Raw genomic sequence first — 18,366 nt, forward strand, 5'->3', positions numbered from 1 at the left:
AGTGAATGCAGGTGTCGCCAATATGCACTTCCTGCTCCTCGCTGCTTACCAGGTAACTTTTACAACTACCGGTACCTGGATCGTAAGTAGGGTAGTGTTCGAATTTATGGGTGTCGAAATCGGCGCCAAGTTCCCGATTGGCGCGGCGTAGCAGGTTCAGGTTAAACTCCTTTGTAATGCCGGCTGCGTCGTTATAGGCTGCCAGTACAGTGGGCGGGTGTTTCTTTAAGTCGAACCCGGTAATCAGTATATCGCCTGGTAGCAGTTGCTCTCTTATCTTTTTAAGGAAGATGGCAGCTTCGGCAGGAGGCACATTGCCAATGCTGGCGCCCATAAACAACACCACCCTCTTTTTAGGCGTAAGTTGTTTAGATTGTTTCAGCATGTCGATGTACTCGCCGTTAAGCCCCTGTACACGCAGACCCGGCAACTGCCGGGGCAGCGTTTTCTCCAGGTAGCTGATCATACTGCCTGAAATGTCGATGGGGAAGTAGGTATAATCCAGTCCCATATCCAGTATTTCGCGCAGCAGCAGTGTGGTTTTAGAAGCGTCTCCGGCACCCAGTTCTACTACATCAAAGGTGGAACAAAGCGCGCAGAGCGTACGTGCCATGTCGCGGCTCTGCCTGGCAAGGATCTCCTGCTCACACCCGGTGAGGTAATACTCAGGGCACTGCATGATCTGCTGGAACAGCGCGTCGCCCGCTGCATCGTAAAAGTATTTGGAGTCGAGGTGTTTATGTTCGGCGGTAAGGCCGCGCACCACATCGTTGTAAAAGCTATCCTCTGGCTTTTTTACTACGGGTGGTTGCTGCACTAAGGTAAGTGTTCTCATAAGAATAGTTTTATTACCGCGCAAGCCTGATGCCGGTCAATTGCCAGCGCAGGTGCGGATGAAAAAAGTTACGGTAAGTGTTTCGGCTATGGTTGGGTGGTGTAAAGGCAGATGCGCCGCGAAGCACTTTCTGGTTCACCATGAATTTACCATTGTACTCGCCTACAGGGCCGGGCACACGGGCAAAACCGGGGTAGGGCAGGTAAGCGCTCTCCGTCCATTCCCAGCGCAGTCCCCAGTCGAAGCTACCCGAAGCGACTTCCCATTCGAACTCTGTGGGCAGGCGCATACCTTTCCAGGCGGCATAGGCGGCGGCTTCGTAGTAGCTGATGTGACTCACGGGTTCGTTGAGATCAAGTCTTTTAAGCCCGTGCATCGTATACGACTGCCACTGCCCGTCTATCTGGTACCAGTACATAGGCGAGGTAACCGCGTTATTTTTCACCCAGTCCCATGCTTCTGCATGCCAGTGCTCAAACTGTTTGTAACCGCCGATGTTTAAAAACTCGAGGTACTCACCGTTTGTTACCAGCTGATTCGAAATTTCGGCTTCCTGTAAATATACCTGGTGTACGCCCAGCTCATTATCATAACAAAAGTCGCTGCCCGTATAACCTATCTGGTACACCCCTGCTTTGATGTGGGTGTACGATGCCGGCTGCGGTGCTGCGTAAGCGCTGGGGTGCGCCTCTTCATACGCTGGTAACAAAGGATTATTGCCAAGTATGTATTTTATATCTGTCCACAATAACTCCTGGTGTTGTTCTTCGTGGTTGCAACCCAGTACGATCAGTGTTTCCAGTTCGGAGCTGATGGGGGTGGACAGTAATTGCTGCATCGCTTCATCTACATACACTCGGTACTGGTATACTTCGTTTACGGTGGGGCGACTCAGGTTACCGCGTTGCGTGCGTATTACACGGGCGCCTAAACTTTCGTAGTAACTGTTAAATACAAAGGCGAAGTCTGGATTAAATTCCTGGTAGCCTTTTAAGTTTGGCTTCAGTATCAGCGTTTCAAAAAACCAGGTGGTGTGGCCAAGGTGCCATTTGGGCGGACTCACATCTGCTATTGGTTGTACCACGTAATCCTCCGTATGCAGCGGACTGCAAATGTTTTCTGTATGTTTTCTCGTCTTTAAATATTTTGCGGTAAGGCTCATGGCTTCCGTTTTTGTGTCAGGTAACTGGTAAGGTCCGATATGCTGTTGATTTGCAGCTGTGTGGCCGTTCCTTTTCGCATCATTAACGCATAAGCATTATTGAAACCGATGGGAGGCAGCCATTGCAGCTGGTACTGAGTATCGAACTGTTGTTTTACATACTCGTAAGTACGGTCTTTGTCCTTCATTAGTCCCGCTGTTACATGCTCAGCAGGTTGTAAAATTACGAGTAAACCTGTACCGGTGTACTCGGGATAAAAATCTATCTGGTCGTTGCGTAAAGCGTCGAAGCAAATTTTAGTACCGCCCATTCCTGTTTTGGACGATACAGCGAGGTCGGTATTACCTTCTATCAGCAGTTTGTACATTTCGCAAAGAATATACTGCTCGGTAAATATTTTTGATCCAATTCTTATCACCCCCTTTTTTCCATGACGCGAAGGTTTTAATAAACCCTGCTCCTGCAAAAAATCTTTCGCAACCTGTTCCGGTGTTTGGTGAAGATAATCGGCTTTGTAGTTGAGAAAAGTCATGACCGAATCGTTGATGCGGCCGTTGAGCAGTTGCAGTGCGCCCGCCAGTTCGGGGTAGGTTTGTAACGTATTGTTGCGTACAAGCGGGGCACAATAATAAGGGGGGAAGATGTGTTTATCGTCTTCCAGGATGCTAAGATCATAGGCGCGTATACGGCCATCGGTGCTGTAGCCGCTCACCACATCCAGTTTGCCTTCGTACATGGCCTGGTACATCACTGCATCGCTTATCACTACCGTGGGAATTTTAAGTCCGTAATACTTTTTCAATCCCAGGTCTCCATCCATCCTGCCCATAAACTCTGGCGTAAAGCCTGCGAGTAGTTTGCTGCTGCCTGCCGATGGCAACATGGAATAACCTGCAACAGAGCATAGCAATAAACCCGCCAGTCCCAGTTTTAATTTGTATTTCCGCCAGTTGGCCTTTTGTACCCGAGAGAGTATGAAATCGAACAGCAGGGCCAGCAGGGCGGCCGGTATGGCACCTGCCAGTATCATATTGGTATTGTTAAGGGCAATACCGCCGAAAATGAATTCTCCCAGTCCGCCCGCGGCAATATAAGCTGCCAGCGTGGCTACGCCTACATTGATGACGGTGGCGGTACGTATGCCCGCAATAAGCACGGGCATAGAAAGCGGCAACTCCACCTTAAATAATACCTGGTTTTTACTCATGCCCATGGCGCGTGCTGCTTCCTTAACAGTAGCATCTACCCCGGTAATACCAGTATAAGTGTTCCGGATGATGGGCAACAATGCGTAAAGGAAAAGTGCGGTAATCGCAGGTTTGGGCCCAATGCCCAGTAAAGGTATCATGAAACCCAGCAGTGCAATGCTCGGGATGGTTTGCAATACGCCGGCCACCCCCAGTATGGCACCGGCCAGCCGCTTCCTGCGGGCAATGAGTATACCCAGCGGTACGCCCACAATAATAGCCACCAGCACAGATATAATTGTGAGGTTGATATGAGATATCGTCTGTTGGAATAGTTTATCCCGTTGCGACAGCAGGAAGTCTAAAAAGCCTTGCATAGGCGAAATTATTTTAAGTCGGGTTGCAGGTACTGCCCCTTTACAAAAGCGCTTACAAATTCATTGGCCGGGTTGTCGCGCAGCTCGCGTGGCGTTCCCAGTTGTACGATCTTCCCTTTGTCCATCAGGCAAATACGGTCGGCCAGTTCAAAAGCCTCCTGTATATCGTGCGTAACCATAACGATAGTTTTGCGTTTAAATTCGTCCAGCTCGCTGAAGTCCTTTCGTATTTTCTGCCGGTTAATCGGGTCCAGCGCACCAAAGGGTTCGTCCATCAATAGCACCGGTGGATCGGCAGCCAGCGCCCTTGCCAGGCCTACACGTTGCTGCTGGCCGCCGCTGAGCTCGTGCGGAAACATGTGTGCATGTTCCACGTACGAAAGATTCAGTTTAGCCAGCAGGCTTTTCACCCGCTCTTTTATCTTTTCCTTGTCCCATTTCAGCAGCGAGGGAACGATGGCGATGTTCTCCTCTACCGTATAATGGGGGAAAAGGCCGTTTTGCTGCATCACGTAGCCGATGCCGCGCCGGAGTGTTTCCGGTTGCATGGTTTCCACATCTGCCCCATTTACCATTATTTTACCCGAAGTAGGTTCGGTTAGCCGGTTGATCATACGGAGTGTAGTAGTTTTTCCACAACCGCTGGTGCCGAGCAACACCAGGTTCTCACCTTCGGCTACATGAAACGACACATCCTGCACCGCAATAGTATTCCCAAACTTTTTAATAAGATGCGATGCGTTGATCATGTGTGTTATCAGGATTTTTTATCGAGCGTCATAAATAAGTTATTCAGCGATTCGGAGAAGGTGGGGTGAGCGAACATCATATTGCGGATGGTTTCGTACGTAATACCGCCCAACATGGCCATTTGTAATACCGACACAATTTCGCCCCCGTTGTGGGCGATAATGGCGGCACCCAGTATCTGTCCTGAGTATTCGTCTACCACCGCTTTCATAAAGCCCCTGGTTTCACCACTTTCTACACCGCGGGCCGATTGGTCCATTTGCAGTTTAGCCACCTTTACCCGGAACCCCTTTTCCCGCGCTTCCTGTTCCGTCATGCCCACACGGCCCAGTTCCGGATCAGTAAACATGCAGTAGGGGATAAGGCGGTTATGCGCGCTGAGGTTCCCTTCTTCGAATAAATTTTTAAGTACTAAAAGATGATCGTTGTAGGCTACATGCGTAAAGGCTGCACCGCCTTTCACATCGCCCAGGGCGTAAATGCCCGGGGCTGTTGTCTGGAGTTTGTCGTCGGTTTTAATATAACCTTTGTCGTCGGTTTCTATACCGGCTTTGGCAAGATTTAATTCTGCCGTATTGGGGACGCGTCCGGCGGCAATGAGCCAATGTGAACAAGAGATTTGCTGTTCACCTTCTTGATTACTGATGGTGATAACAGTCTGCCCGCCCGGTGTTCGCGCCACTTTTTCTACCTGCACATTTGTAATGACCCCGGCGCCGTCTTCTTCCAATATCGTGCCTAGTTCATTTGCCACATCTTCATCTTCTTTAATTAAAATTCTTTCCCTTTTTTCCAGGATGGTCACTTTACTACCCAGCCTGCGAAACAGTTGGCCAAACTCCAGCGCAATGTATCCTGCTCCTAATATAACCAAATGTTCCGGAATGCTGCGCAGCTCCATGATAGACGTAGCCGTAAGATATCCTGCTTCTTTGATGCCGGGAATGTCGGGTATTTGCGCGTGTGCGCCTGTATTGATAAAAATGAGATCGGCGGTAATAAATTCCATATTGCCGCTCACATAATCGACGCGCAATTCCTTTTCACCGGTAAAGGTCGCCGTGCCCATCATCAGGTTGAGGTTGGGAATTTCGCGCAGCGATTTGTAAATGCCGTTACGGGCATTCTCCACAATTTTAGTTTTTCGGTCGATCAATATATTGATATCTACTTCTCCCTCACTCTTCAAGCCGATGCGTTCCGCCTGCCGGGCCATGTAGGCCAGCCTGGCATCACCGATAAGCGCTTTACTTGGTGTGCAACCATCGTTTACACAGGTGCCGCCCGGCCAGCGTTTTTCGATGATGGCTGTTTGTTTACCCATCTTTGCCAGCTTTTTGGCCAGCGGCACACCCGCCTGTCCGCTTCCTATAATGATGACGTCGTATTTTTTCATATGCCTGATACCCACATACTTTATGCCGTTAAATGAAAATCAGCCCCTAAGTTGGGAGCATGTACGGCGATTAACAATGATTTAAAAACGGTTTTTGTTGTATATATACTCTAAAGTGGGGTAAAAGGTTGGGTTAAGAGGAAAAAGGGCCGCCTTTTTGAGGCGGCCCGGTAGGCAGGTTAATCTTTTTTCAGGGAGATAATTTTTAGTTTATCTGCTATGTAGATGATAAAAAGAATGCTGAGCGACGCGAACGCGATTGCCGCCATCAGCACCAGGTACCATTTAAGTGTCCATTCCAGCGCTACTTTGGCACGTTGCATAAAGCTTACATCTTTTGTTGCAGCAGGTTTGCCCTCATAAATGGAGAGTTTCACGGTACAAAACTCGTTCTCCGTATTGAAGTTGCCCAATTCAACCCCCAACTCCTGCATCAGGCTCTCTATCTCCATGATTTTATCATGCAGTCCTACTAGGTCAGAAATGGCGCCGCCACCCCGTGATTTCAATTCCATCAAAGAAGCGAGCGTTTTTTCCAGCGATGCCTTTTTGGCGTTCAGTTGGCGGTACTCATTCGTTTTGTCCACCTTCGTAATTTCATTGGCTTTAATATCGCCTATCTTTTGCATGGCCATGTAAAAGGAATCGAAGGCCGCAGGATTTACGCCTATCATCAGGTGTAATTCTCTTTTACCTTTTAAGCCCATCGCCTGTTCATATTGCACGATGGCTCTAAACGATTCCGTAGCCTGCCTGATTTTACGGGCGTCGTTCTCAAAATCAGCAGACTGAGAACGAAGCGACGCCGTTTTTTCATATTTCTGGTTGGATGGCGGGTTAGGACTGCCCTCGAGGCGTACCGCCCCGCTTTCTTTCAGCGATAATTTCTCCGAAGCATAGTTCCTCCGCAGATTACTGAGGCCATCAAAATAGTCGGAGGTAAGGTTTAAGTCGCTACCGCCCACGCCCTGGTAAGCATAACCATATAACAGCCGGAACAAAAACATGATAATAAACGCGGCAGCCGCCCATAGAGCTAGCCGCCGGAAACGGGTTTTGAATAAAGTTTGCATGAGGGATGAGTGTTGCTTGAGCTATAAGATGCCTGTCGGCAGAATTTACATAAGGGACGGTCAATTTTTTAGCCCGGCAATCAGGTTAATGGTAAGGGCCACTATAAAAGTATTGAGGGCGAATGAAAGTAATCCATGTGCCAGTGCCACTCTTCGTATATGCCTCGACTCAATGGCAACGTCCGACACCTGGAAGGTCATGCCTATTACGAAGGCGAAGTAAGCAAAATCAAGATAGTCCGGTTTTTTCTCCTTTGGGAAATCAAGGCCCGCAGCATGATGTGTACTGTCTTCCTCGTCATCGTCATAAAAAAGATGGGCATAGTGCGTTGTGTAGGTAGAATGCACCATGGCCCACGAAGCCAGGATGCCGCAGATCGCTGCCGGTACATATACCCATGCTTCCCCCGCATTGCCTGAGAGTATAAGCAAGGTAACGGTGAACATGCTGGCCAGAGAGGCCAGTATCAATATAAAAGAAATGAACACCCTGCTGCCATCGTCTATCCTGGCGAGCTTTCTGATTTCGTCCGTATCGCGGTGAAAGAAAATGAGCCAGCTGATCACGAGATAAAACACCGCAAATGTATCCCAAAGTATGATCGCAAACACCAGCGGTTTCAAGTCCAGTTGCGCGAGCGCCAGGAATGCAATGATCACAGGTACAATACTTGCGAGTACGCGGTGCGCAGGCGACATTTTAAGTAACAGGCGAATGAAGGCGGATTTGCTGCCGGTGGTAGGCATGGTGCTGCGGTTTTGTTAGGCTGAAGATAGGATTTCTGGCGAAATTGTTTGTAAAGTAGCGTTGCGGGAATAGTCAAGTAAATTGGTGAGCAGTATCCCTCCTAATAATTCACTACTTTAGAAAGAGGTTACCTCTTCCGTACCGGCAGCTTCAGTTCGTACTCGCGCTTTTCGTCAGTTTGGCTACAACAAACACCCATTTGGCGCCGTCCGCCACTGTCGCCCGTCCGATCTTTGAGTTATGAAAACGATCCTTATTACCGGCGCATCTGCCGGCCTCGGCAAAGCAACCGCTCTGTTGTTCCAGCAAAAAGGCTGGCGTGTAATCGCTACCATGCGTGATCCATCGAAAGAAAAGGAGTTGCAACTGCTGCCGAATGTGATCCTGCTACCGCTGGATGTAACAAACCCAACGCAGATCGCGGAAACGGCAGTGGAAGCAATGAAGATAGGCGTAGATGTAGTGTTTAATAATGCAGGGTATGGCCTTGTGGGGGCGCTGGAGGCTTGTACGGACGAGCAGATCACCGCGCAGATCAACACGAATTTCACAGGCGTGATACGTGTAACGAAAGCCTTTATCCCTTATTTCCGGCAGAAGGGGAGTGGCTTATTCATTACCACCACATCCGTTTGTGGCCTTACATCCAACCCGCTTTCCACTGTTTATAATGCTACCAAGTTTGCGCTGGAGGGCTGGAGCGAGTGCATGCACTACGAATTGGCTCAATTTAATATCGGAATCAAAACAGTAGCCCCTGGCGGTATTAAAAGTAATTACATGAACGTGATGGAAGTGGCCCCTCATCCTGATTACGATCAATTAATGAAAAAAATGGGAGAAGTGTTTGCGGAAGGGCTGATCACATTTACCGATCCGGAAATAATAGCCTTATCGGTTTGGGAAGCCGCTACGGACGGTAAAGACCAGCTGTGTTATATAGCCGGTGAAGACGCTGTACGCAATGTTAAACACAGGTTGGAGATAGGAACAGAGGCATACAGGATAGAAATGGCTGAGCGCCTAAGGCCCTAAGCATTGAACTTTAATTTGGTAAATTCGCATGAAAGTCCCGCCAAAAGGGATTTTCATGCTTAAAATAATTATGGATGAAGCCGCCTTACGTATTCGATTCCATCGCTGCATTGTATAAGGTGTTGGGTTTGCCCAAGCCGATGCACCCGTTAGTGAGTATCACCAATTATAAAGATATAACTGCCGATACGAGTGAGATATCGCAGTCGATGGTGTTGAATCTGTATAAAGTATCCTATAAAAAATATTTTACCGGTAAAGTGAAGTATGGGCAGCAGCATTACGACTTCGATGAAGGTGGACTTTCGTTCATCGCGCCCAACCAGGTAATTGCTGAAGATGGTGCTGGTGGGAATTACGAAGGACTTACACTGCTTATACATCCCGATTTCCTGCGAACTTATCCATTGGGCAAAACCATTAAAAATTATGGCTTCTTTTCTTACGCTGCCAATGAAGCCCTGCACTTATCCGCTCAAGAGCGCAAAACCATAATAAATGTAATGGAGAGCATAGAAGAAGAGCTACATCATCCGATTGACCACTACAGCCAGGATGTAATCGTATCATATATTGAACTGTTACTTAATTACAGCAATCGCTTTTATAACCGCCAGTTTATCACACGTAAATCCGCTAACCACGACTTACTCATACAGCTCGAAACTATCTTATCCGACTACTTCAACCAGGAGAAGGGCCTTACGCACGGCCTGCCCACCGTTCAATACCTGTCCGATCGCTTAAACGTATCGCCCCGTTACCTCAGTGATATGCTGCGGTCGTTAACTGGACAAAACGCCCAACAACACATTCACAATAAACTCATTGATAAGGCCAAAGAAATACTTGGTGCCACCAGGTTATCCGTATCCGAAATAGCCTATCTCCTTGGCTTCGAACACCCGCAATCGTTTAGTAAGATATTCAGACGTAAAACGAACACCTCTCCCGGGGCCTTTCGGCAGTCGTTGAGTTAATACGGTATTAAACTTATCCAGCGGAGGTCCACTGCAGTGAGAATAACAGCGATAACAAGAAAATTTAACAAACTCTTTTGTTTCCTTAAAATATATTCTAATTTTATAGGCGAAGATTATAATTGCGTAGTAAGATTGTTTAATTCCACAGATCCTCAAAACAAAAAATCAAACTAACAGACTGGTATTATTTATGGGAAATTAATCTAAACGTTCAATGATTTAGCTAAATCGGTTTTTTAACCAAATCTTAACCAATTAAGACATCGTATATCGCATTTGCTAAATCGTTTTTGTAACCAAATCAAAAAAGTGACGTATTGCTAGGGTAATATGACTTCAAGAAAGGAAGTTGATATGCCCCATGGGCTTTTTGCGCCCATTTATCTTACGCAAACAGGCGAAAACGCGTTATTGATGCTGCTCCGGAAGGAGAGGTAGATTTGTATTGCCTGATCTGCAGAATTTAATGGAATTAAAAAAGACGATGAAGTAATCGTTGTGGCGGAGCTATGTACTGAGCTTTGGGAAAGGATTGTGTGACAAAGGTTCCAGCGTATGAAACGGCACATTTCCTTTCCGAAATATTTACTGCGCCACTTTATTAAGACAAATCGCTTTTCCTATTTATAACCAAAAAACAATGTCATGAGTAGAACAATTACACTCATTCTACGGGTGGTGGTGATGTGCCTCGTTGTGCACTTAAGCGCCATTCCCGTTTTCTCTCAAACAAAAACTGTTACTGGTAAGGTAATAGATAGCACCGGGCAGGCGTTGCCCGGAGTAACGGTGCAGGTACAGGGCACCAAAATTGGTACTCAAACAAATGCCGAAGGTGTGTATATACTTAGCGCGCCAGTAGCCAGCACAACACTGGTATTCACCTACCTGGGTTTTTCAAAAAGGGAAGTTGCTATTACCGGCGATAACCTCACGGTAAGACTGGATGCGTCTTCCAACTCTTTACAGGACGTGGTGATCGTAGGTTACGGTCAACAGAAAAAAGTAACCGTAACGGGTGCGATCTCTTCTGTAGCTACAAAGGAGCTTTTGCAGAGCCCTGTATCAAACTTAACGAATGCACTCGCAGGCCGCCTTCCTGGTTTGATTACCACGCAGCGTAGTGGTGAGCCTGGTGTGGATGGCTCGGCGCTGTTAATCCGCGGTATAGCCACCAATGGTAACGCAAGCCCCATCATCATTGTAGATGGTGTGGAGCGCCCCATCGATTATGTAGATCCTAATGACGTGGCCACTTTCAGCATTTTGAAGGATGCAGCGTCCACAGCGGTTTTCGGTATGAGAGGCGCCAATGGCGTGGTGTTGGTTACCACTAAACGTGGTGCCGTTGGCGCACCATCGGTAAGTGCTACGATGCAGGGTGGCTACCAGGAACCTACCATTCTTCCTAACTATTTAGGTTCCTACGATTATGCCAGGTTACGTAACGAGGCTACGCTGAACGACAATCCCGGCGCTACGGCCCCTTATAGTGAGGCACAACTGGAAGGGTTTAAAAACGGGACTTTGCCCAATACTAATTTCTACGATTTCATCATGCAAGGCTCGCCTCAGAGCGCGGCTAACGTTAACATCACAGGCGGCCAGCCTGGTGTGCGTTACTATATTTCAGCCGGCTACGGCAGGGCTGCAGGCAACTATAAATTCGTGAAAGATAACCCGGAGGGTAACAACACCAACTCTGTGCAAAGCCGTTACAATCTCCGCGCTAACGTAGATGTGGATATCACTAAATCTACGACCGTAGGGCTTGATATCGCCGGATTGCTGGCAACCAGAAATGCGCCTAATACATCTGCAGGAACTATTATGAACCTCGCTAACCGTATGCCGCCTGTATATCCGATATTCAATCCCAACGGTTCGCTGTTTGGAAACGGTACCTACACGCAAAATATTTACGGAGAGGTAACCAGCAAAGGCTACCAGGTTTACTATAACAGTACCATACAGGGAACATTCTCGGTAAAACAGAAACTAGATTTTTGGGTGAAGGGATTATCGGTACGCGGAGCAATGTCGTTTGACAATACTTTCCGTCCGGTAACGACTTACGGCCGTAACTATGCCGTGTATATGCCATTGTATACCAACGGACAAATCACCGGGTACCAAACTTATGGAGCCGATACGAAGATCGACCCTAATGGATCATTGGGTTACCAGGACCATAGCAGGCGTATTTATGGTGAGGTATCTGTCAACTATGACCGTCAGTTCGGTAAACATTCAGTTACAGGTATGATCATGGCCAATCGTCAGAAAGATGTGATCAACTCGCGCATCCCGTACGCAAAACAATCCATGATGGCCAGGATGACATACAACTATGATCTGCGTTATCTCTTCGAAGTGAGCGCCGCTTACAATGGTTCTGAGAACTTCCCGAAGGGACGCCGTTATGGCCTGTTCCCGGCAGTATCTGCCGGTTGGGTATTGTCTGAAGAGCCTTTCCTGAAAGGAAATGACAAGATTGGATATCTTAAAGTGCGTGGTTCATACGGAGAAGTAGGTAATGATAACATCGGATCGGAGCGTTTCCTCTGGTTCACCAGCTGGGCGGGTGCCACTCAGTATTATTTCGGTACCAGCGTAACCCAGGCTAATGGTTGGGCACAGGGCGCCATTGGTAACCCTGATGTTACGTGGGAACGCGGTCGAAAAGCGAACATCGGTCTCGAAACTAAATTCTTTAAAGATGCATTAGGCATTACTGTAGATGTGTTCCACGAAAAGAGGAATGATATCCTGGCTACACGTAACACCCTTACAGATGTATTCGGGCAGAGCGTAAAACCGCAAAACCTGGGTGTTGTTGTAAACAGAGGCATCGATCTGGAAGTCGTTCATCAGATGACGTTCGGCAAATTTTCTTATGCCATCAAGCCTAATATGGTTTTTGCCAGAAACAAAATTCTTGAGTACGACGAACAACCGCGTGCCTATTCATGGATGCGGAGGACAGGCCACCCGGTGGGTACCAAGTTCGGCCTGTTGTACGATGGTTTCTTTGTAGATCCGGCTGATGTTACCAAAAGTCCGCAGCAAAGGTTTTCGGGCACCGTATTGCCTGGCGATATCAAGTACAAAGACCTGAATGGCGATAATGTTGTAGACGCATTTGATGAAACGGCGATTGGCTTTAACAGGACGCCTGAACTGATGTATGGTGCAACTATACAGGTGGGTTGGAACGGTATCGATCTTTCCGTTCTCATGCAGGGTGCTGCCCGTGCGGATGTACGTCTTGATAACGAAGCGGCGTATGAATTCTTCCAGGAAGGAAAGGTGAAAGCTTTGCACCTCAACCGCTGGACACCGGCAACTGCTTCTACGGCTACTTACCCTCGTCTGCATCTCGGCAAGAACGAAAATAACCACCGTGCATCTGACTTCTGGATAAGAAGTGCTGCTTATACCAGGTTGAAAAACATGGAACTCGGTTATACCTTCCCCAAAGCGCTGGTAAGAAAAGCAAGAATGAAAGGAGCACGCATATATGTAAATGGTATGAACCTCATTACCTGGGATAAACTGTCCGACTTCGACGTAGACCCTGAAATTGGTGATGGCAACGGTGCCATGTACCCACTTCAGCGTATTTATAACGCGGGCGTTAACGTGACCTTCTAAACCTTAAAACAGACCAAAGATGAAACGACATATTTTCAATAATATAATGATAGGGGTGGCAGTAATGACGTTGGGAACGGCCTGTGATAAAGGCTTTCTCGACCGAGCAGCTACTACTCAACAACAGGATAAGGATATCTTCTCCAACTTCGCAGTTACAGACCAGGTAATAAGTAACCTTTATTCCCGTACCCCCCGCGTACTCCGTTATGTAGGTGGCAACTCCATGCTGGCTTCTGCCGCCGATGAAGGTAAAGATGCATCTACCTGGATGAATAGTTTCCGTTTTAATGCTGGTTCCTGGTCCGGTAACGATAACCCGATCGGTAACTCCTGGAGGGATTGTTATGTGGCCATCCGCCAGGCAAATTCCATCCTGGAAGGGATAGAGAAATATGGTACGCCGGATGATCCTAACAACATTGGCGCTTTGTCAAGGAGAAGGGGCGAAGTGTTTTTCCTCCGCGCTTTCTTCCTGTCGGAACTGATGAAACAGTTTGGCGGTGTGCTTATCATTACCAAAACCATTGCTATCGACGATGTAGTAACGCTCAACGGTGCCCGCACAACCTACGACAGCTGCCTGGCGCAGGTGATAAAGGATTGTGATTCGGCCTACCGCCTGTTACCATCTGTCAACAAAGATATTGATGTGGGAAGGGTGACGAAAGGCGTGACACTGGCGCTTAAATCCAGGATGACGTTATATGCTGCGAGTCCGCTGTGGGCTATAGCCGGCAAAACCGATTATAAAGGAGATATCACTATCGATAAAACCGCCAGTGATCCTGCGAAATGGGAAGCGGCCGCTGCGGCTGCCAAAGCGCTGCTTGATTTTAAAGATGAAGGTGGTGCCCCGGTTTACATCTTGGAACCAACACTCCCTGCCCGCCAGGATATTTACAGGACCAGAGCGCTTCAATCGAGAGAAGTAATCTGGATGCGTATGCGCGATGACGACCAGGGATTTGATCAGTACACCTTCCCGTTTGGCAGCGGTGGATGGTCGGGCGTATCGCCTTCGCAGAACCTTGCGGGTGATTACGAAATGCAGGCGACCAGCCTTATACCTTCGGCTACCGGCTCCGGATATAATCCTGCACAACCTTTCGTGGGCCGCGATCCTCGTTTCTATACAGATATCCTGTATAACGACGCTACGTTCAAAGGCCGTAAAATGGAATTCTGGTTAGGCGGTAAAGATGAAATGAGTAACAATACTGACCATAGCCGTACCGGTTATGCCATGCGTAAACTCAATAATGAAAGCGCGACCATCGGTCAAACCTCCAGGCAAATTCACAGCATCATCTACCGTCTTGCAGAGTTTTATCTTAACTACGCCGAAGCGCAAAATGAAGTATTAGCTACGCCCGATGCCAGTGTATACGATGCCATTAATGCAGTACGTGTACGCGCAGGCGTAAAACCTTTCCTGGCAGGCTCTATGACGAAAGAACAAATGCGTGATGCTGTACGTCATGAAAGAAGAATAGAGTTGGCCTTCGAGGGGCATCGCTTCTGGGACGTTCGCCGCTGGAAAATTGCCGCTGAAACAGAACCAATACTCTGGGGTATGAAATCTACTAAAAACGGAGACGGTACTTTCACTTACGAAATAGTGAAAGTAGAAGACCGGCCTTTTGCTCCACGTATGTACATGATCCCGATCACGCAGGATGAAACCCTCCGTAATCCAAATCTGAAACAAAACCCTGAATGGTAATATAACCTGACATCCACGTCTGGTAATTCAAAGCCCGTTAGCATTTGCTGACGGGCTTTGCTTTTGGGGGCCTACAAAAAAATAAGTAATAAGCCGACATAAAAAAAGGGCGGTTCGATGAGAACCGCCCTTTTTTTATGTCGAATCAGATCATTTGCCCTTCCAGCGCTTCTGCTTCATTTTTACTTTGGCGCTTTCATGACCGCCTTTTGCCGATAATTGATAGTAATGCTTTGCCCAGCGGTCGGATTGTGCTACGCCATGTCCGTATTCGTAACATAGTGCCAGGTTGTATTGAGCCATGACATGGTCTTTTTTGGCGGCCTTTTTATACCAGTATGCAGCCTTTTCGCTATCCTGCTTAATTCCCCGCCCATAAAAATATGCAAAGCCTAAATCGGCCTGTGCTTCCAGCTCACCCTGGGCTGCAGCCAGCTTCAGCCAGTGTACCGATTTTTTATGATCTTGCTCCACCACTTCTCCGTTGCGGTAAAATACTGCCACATTGCCCTGCGCCTGCATGTGCCCTTGTTTGGCTGCTTTCATAAACCAGGCGAATGCCTGTTCGGGGTCTTGTTCTACTCCAAGACCACCATCGTAACACACGCCTGTATAAAACTGCGCCCGTATGTGCCCTGCGCTGGCTGCTTCCATCCAGCTGCTAAAGATCAGTGGCCAGTCTTTTTCTTTGGATTTCTTTGCAAACGCCAGCTGATGGGCGTATTGAAAGTATTCTTCCTGTTCGGCTTTGCTAAGTTTAACGGGCACGATCAATTATTTTGTAAGGCGAATATACGAACAGTATTACTTCTCCTTTGTATACACGATTTTCCCGTCTTTGATCACCATGCTTACATTAAACAGGGTCTTGGAGAAGTTTTTTTCCAGGTCGCCTCCGAAAATGGCTATGTCTGCGGTGGCGCCGGGTTTAATAACGCCCATATTTCCTTTTTGTCCCAGCGCTTCCGCGGCGTTAATGGTAGCTGCTTTTAAAGCATCGGCTGCGGAGAGGCCTTCTTCTACATACGCCTGTATGGTTTGTTTAGCCGCGTCGCCACGGGAAATTTGCAGTTCTGTATAAGCGTCGGAGCCTGCTACTATCTTAACGCCGGCCTTATGGGCACGAAGCAGCCTTTCGGAAAGCGGTGATAATTCTTTGCGGATTCCCGCAGTATCGAAAATGGTTATATTCTGGCTTTTCTGTGCTTCTATCACGCTTTGGAATGAAGGATCGGTGGGCACCATGTAAATACCTTTACGCTTCATTTTGGCTAAGAGCGAATCAGCAATGTAATAGGCATGTTCAATTCCATCTACCCCGGCTTCTATCGCCATATTAAGACTTTCGCCGCCAGTGCTGTGCGCCGTTACCGGCAGATGTTGCTCATGCGCAGTTTTAACGATCGCTTTTAGTTCGGCCAGCGTAACGCCCATGCGTTCACCGAAAGCCACTACTTTTATTACGTTCACGGAGTTGTTTACATGTTCTTTCACTGCCTGTACCGCATCTTCTTCCCCTCTTATCAGCCGGTATTCTTTTTCTGCGACACGTACCCTGTCCGCATAAGGCAACTGGTAAAACTGGCCGTCGATAGCACTTAGTATAGGGCCGGAACACCACATTTTTGGCCCTGGTATGTAACCACGGTTAATAGCACTGGCCACTTCGAGATCGAGGTAGTAGCCAGAGTTGCCCAGGTCACGGATGGCAGTAAAGCCAGATTCGAGGTAAGACCGGGCGAAGCTTGCCGCACGTAACACCCTGCGTTCCGGCGAATTAAGGAACGCGTCTACCGCCAGGTTTTCAGACGCACGTTGCATCAATAACAGGTGCGTATGAGCGTCTATAAGGCCGGGAGTAAGGGTTGCCCCGGGCATATCCAGAACCGTTGTGCCGGCAGGCACCTGCAGGTCGGGGCCAACGGCTTTTATCTTACTGCCTTCTATCAGCACTTGTTGGTTATTGGTAAAAACGTTCTTTTCAGCATCGTACAGGCGTCCGGCCTTTATCAGTATGGCCGGTTTTTGGGCCGATGCGGAAATAGTGATCAGGCATAAAGCAACAAAAGGTAGTATCCTAGCTAACATGGAATATGATTAACGGTTTAATAATTAGATGTTTAAGATAGAAAATATTTTCTGCTCATTATAACTAAGCTAAATTAAGAGAAGGATATTTTTCTGGTTTCCCACACTGAAGGTATTTTTAACGGACTATAATAATACGGGTAAGGCGATTTTATCTTCCCCTAATCCCTGCACGATAATTGCCACGTACATAAGGAAAACATCAGTGTTCATGAAGTACTGGCTTATTATCATCCTGTTCCTTTCGCTCTGGCAACCAACATATGCGCAGCACGCTCCCGATTACAGAAACCTTAAATACTGGGCCGCTCACCCCCGGAAGCTGGATGCCTCGGACAGCGTACTTGTTTTCCTGAAAAATGAATTACGCGATACCGCTGTAGATGTATTTTTCCTGCATCCCACCAGTTTCGTCCAAAACTTCAGGAAGTCGCCACTCAATGCAGATGTGGATGATGAGGAACTGAATCAGCTCACCGAAAGACAAATCATAAAACTACAGGCCAGCATCTTTAACCAACATGCGCGGGTGTTCGCACCTTTTTACCGGCAGGCGCACCTGAAAGCTTATTTCCAACAGGGCGAGGCGGGATCCGCTGCGTTCGATACAGCTTACAGCGATCTGAAAATGGCTTTCAGGTATTACCTCGATCACTATAACCACGGCCGCCCGATCATTATAGCCGCCCACAGCCAGGGTGCCATGCACGGTATCAGGCTGTTACAGGACTTTTTAGACGGTAAACCCCTGCAAAAGCAATTGGTATGTGCCTACCTTGTGGGCTGGCGCATCGGGCAGGATGATTTTAAACACATTCCACCAGGTACTGCTCCTGCGCAAACAGGTTGTGTGCTTACCTGGCGTACTTATGAAAAGGATAGAATAGGTAAGGGCGATAAGGAAACGGCAGAAGGTGCGTTATGTGTAAACCCTATTACCTGGACTCCCGGAAATGAGTGGTCGGAAAAGGCCGCTTACAAAGGCGCTCCGGACAAAAACTTGCAGAAAAAGGTGAACAGCGATATAAGGGTAAGGGTGCATGAAAAATATCATGTAGTATGGGTAAAGGGTTATAATGAACTGAACCTTGGGATGCCCGGCATTGCCAGGTTAGCCATGGCACTGGGCAATTTGCATCTGTTTGATCTAAACCTTTTTTACCTGAATGTGCGCGAAAATGTAGCAATAAGGGTTAATGCGTTTATGGCGGCAAAACGTTAGTATGTGGCCGCTCAGCACATTTTTAGATTGAAAAATCGGATGAGTTTATTTAAAGAAAGTGCCCCCCTTGTTCATAGCTTTCAATCCATATAAAAAGATAAAAAACTCTTTTATTTAATTATTCCCCCT

Annotated in this window: 14 protein-coding genes; 5 read left to right on the top strand and 9 right to left on the bottom strand. The window is 47.7% G+C overall.

The genetic code is table 11. From position 1 onward, the window contains the following. The 7 genes from QZT80_RS07270 to QZT80_RS07300 all read right to left on the bottom strand — a co-directional run. Nucleotides 1-835, bottom strand: an 835-nt coding sequence (locus QZT80_RS07270) for an L-histidine N(alpha)-methyltransferase (RefSeq protein WP_295119841.1), incomplete at its 3' end; no start/stop codon positions are given. A 13-nt stretch (nt 836-848) separates the two neighbouring features. Beyond that, nucleotides 849-1,997: an ergothioneine biosynthesis protein EgtB gene (gene egtB / locus QZT80_RS07275; RefSeq protein ID WP_295119843.1), complete on the bottom strand. Its 1,149-nt coding sequence runs from the start codon at nt 1,995-1,997 to the stop codon at nt 849-851. Next, nucleotides 1,994-3,562, bottom strand: a complete 1,569-nt coding sequence (locus QZT80_RS07280) for an ABC transporter permease/substrate-binding protein (protein ID WP_295119847.1) — start codon at nt 3,560-3,562, stop codon at nt 1,994-1,996. Before QZT80_RS07280 ends, egtB begins: the two co-directional genes overlap by 4 nt. An 8-nt stretch (nt 3,563-3,570) precedes the next feature. Continuing rightward, the gene (locus QZT80_RS07285) at nt 3,571-4,311 is read right to left on the bottom strand and encodes an ABC transporter ATP-binding protein (RefSeq protein ID WP_295119848.1); all 741 of its coding nucleotides are present in this window, start codon (nt 4,309-4,311) and stop codon (nt 3,571-3,573) included. 8 nt (nt 4,312-4,319) lie between these two features. Beyond that, the gene (locus QZT80_RS07290; protein WP_295119851.1) at nt 4,320-5,708 is read right to left on the bottom strand and encodes a mercuric reductase; all 1,389 of its coding nucleotides are present in this window, start codon (nt 5,706-5,708) and stop codon (nt 4,320-4,322) included. Nucleotides 5,709-5,887: 179 nt separating this feature from the next. Beyond that, entirely contained in the window at nt 5,888-6,781 is an 894-nt protein-coding gene (locus tag QZT80_RS07295; protein ID WP_295119854.1) for a DUF4349 domain-containing protein, read from the bottom strand. A gap of 60 nt (nt 6,782-6,841) precedes the next feature. Further along, on the bottom strand, nt 6,842-7,528 hold the full coding sequence (locus tag QZT80_RS07300) for a DUF1345 domain-containing protein (protein WP_295119856.1): 687 nt from the start codon (nt 7,526-7,528) through the stop codon (nt 6,842-6,844). 241 nt (nt 7,529-7,769) lie between these two features. On the opposite strand from QZT80_RS07300, the gene QZT80_RS07305 reads away from it, so the two are divergent. The 4 genes from QZT80_RS07305 (at nt 7,770) to QZT80_RS07320 (ending at nt 14,927) form a co-directional block, all read left to right on the top strand. Further along, complete coding sequence (locus QZT80_RS07305) at nt 7,770-8,564, top strand: SDR family oxidoreductase (RefSeq protein ID WP_295119859.1); 795 nt, start codon at nt 7,770-7,772, stop codon at nt 8,562-8,564. 74 nt (nt 8,565-8,638) lie between these two features. Beyond that, nucleotides 8,639-9,544: an AraC family transcriptional regulator gene (locus QZT80_RS07310; protein ID WP_295119862.1), complete on the top strand. Its 906-nt coding sequence runs from the start codon at nt 8,639-8,641 to the stop codon at nt 9,542-9,544. A gap of 648 nt (nt 9,545-10,192) precedes the next feature. After that, complete coding sequence (locus QZT80_RS07315) at nt 10,193-13,201, top strand: TonB-dependent receptor (RefSeq protein ID WP_295119865.1); 3,009 nt, start codon at nt 10,193-10,195, stop codon at nt 13,199-13,201. Nucleotides 13,202-13,220: 19 nt separating this feature from the next. After that, nucleotides 13,221-14,927: a RagB/SusD family nutrient uptake outer membrane protein gene (locus QZT80_RS07320; protein WP_295119868.1), complete on the top strand. Its 1,707-nt coding sequence runs from the start codon at nt 13,221-13,223 to the stop codon at nt 14,925-14,927. Nucleotides 14,928-15,077: 150 nt separating this feature from the next. Here QZT80_RS07320 and QZT80_RS07325 read toward each other — a convergent pair whose 3' ends face one another. Together QZT80_RS07325 and QZT80_RS07330 are read right to left on the bottom strand one after the other, a co-directional pair. Then, a complete protein-coding gene (locus tag QZT80_RS07325; protein WP_295119871.1) occupies nt 15,078-15,695 on the bottom strand; it encodes a tetratricopeptide repeat protein in 618 nt (205 codons plus the stop codon). A gap of 36 nt (nt 15,696-15,731) precedes the next feature. Further along, nucleotides 15,732-17,015 carry an amidohydrolase family protein gene (locus QZT80_RS07330; RefSeq protein ID WP_295119874.1) on the bottom strand — a complete coding sequence of 428 codons (1,284 nt, stop codon included), beginning with the start codon at nt 17,013-17,015 and terminating at the stop codon, nt 15,732-15,734. Between the two features lie 211 nt (nt 17,016-17,226). Here QZT80_RS07330 and QZT80_RS07335 point away from each other — a divergent pair, with 211 nt between their 5' ends. Then, nucleotides 17,227-18,237 carry a DUF3089 domain-containing protein gene (locus QZT80_RS07335; protein WP_295119876.1) on the top strand — a complete coding sequence of 337 codons (1,011 nt, stop codon included), beginning with the start codon at nt 17,227-17,229 and terminating at the stop codon, nt 18,235-18,237. Nucleotides 18,238-18,366: the final 129 nt, after the last annotated feature.

This window comes from uncultured Chitinophaga sp., from assembly GCF_902168175.1.
GTDB lineage: Bacteria > Bacteroidota > Bacteroidia > Chitinophagales > Chitinophagaceae > Chitinophaga.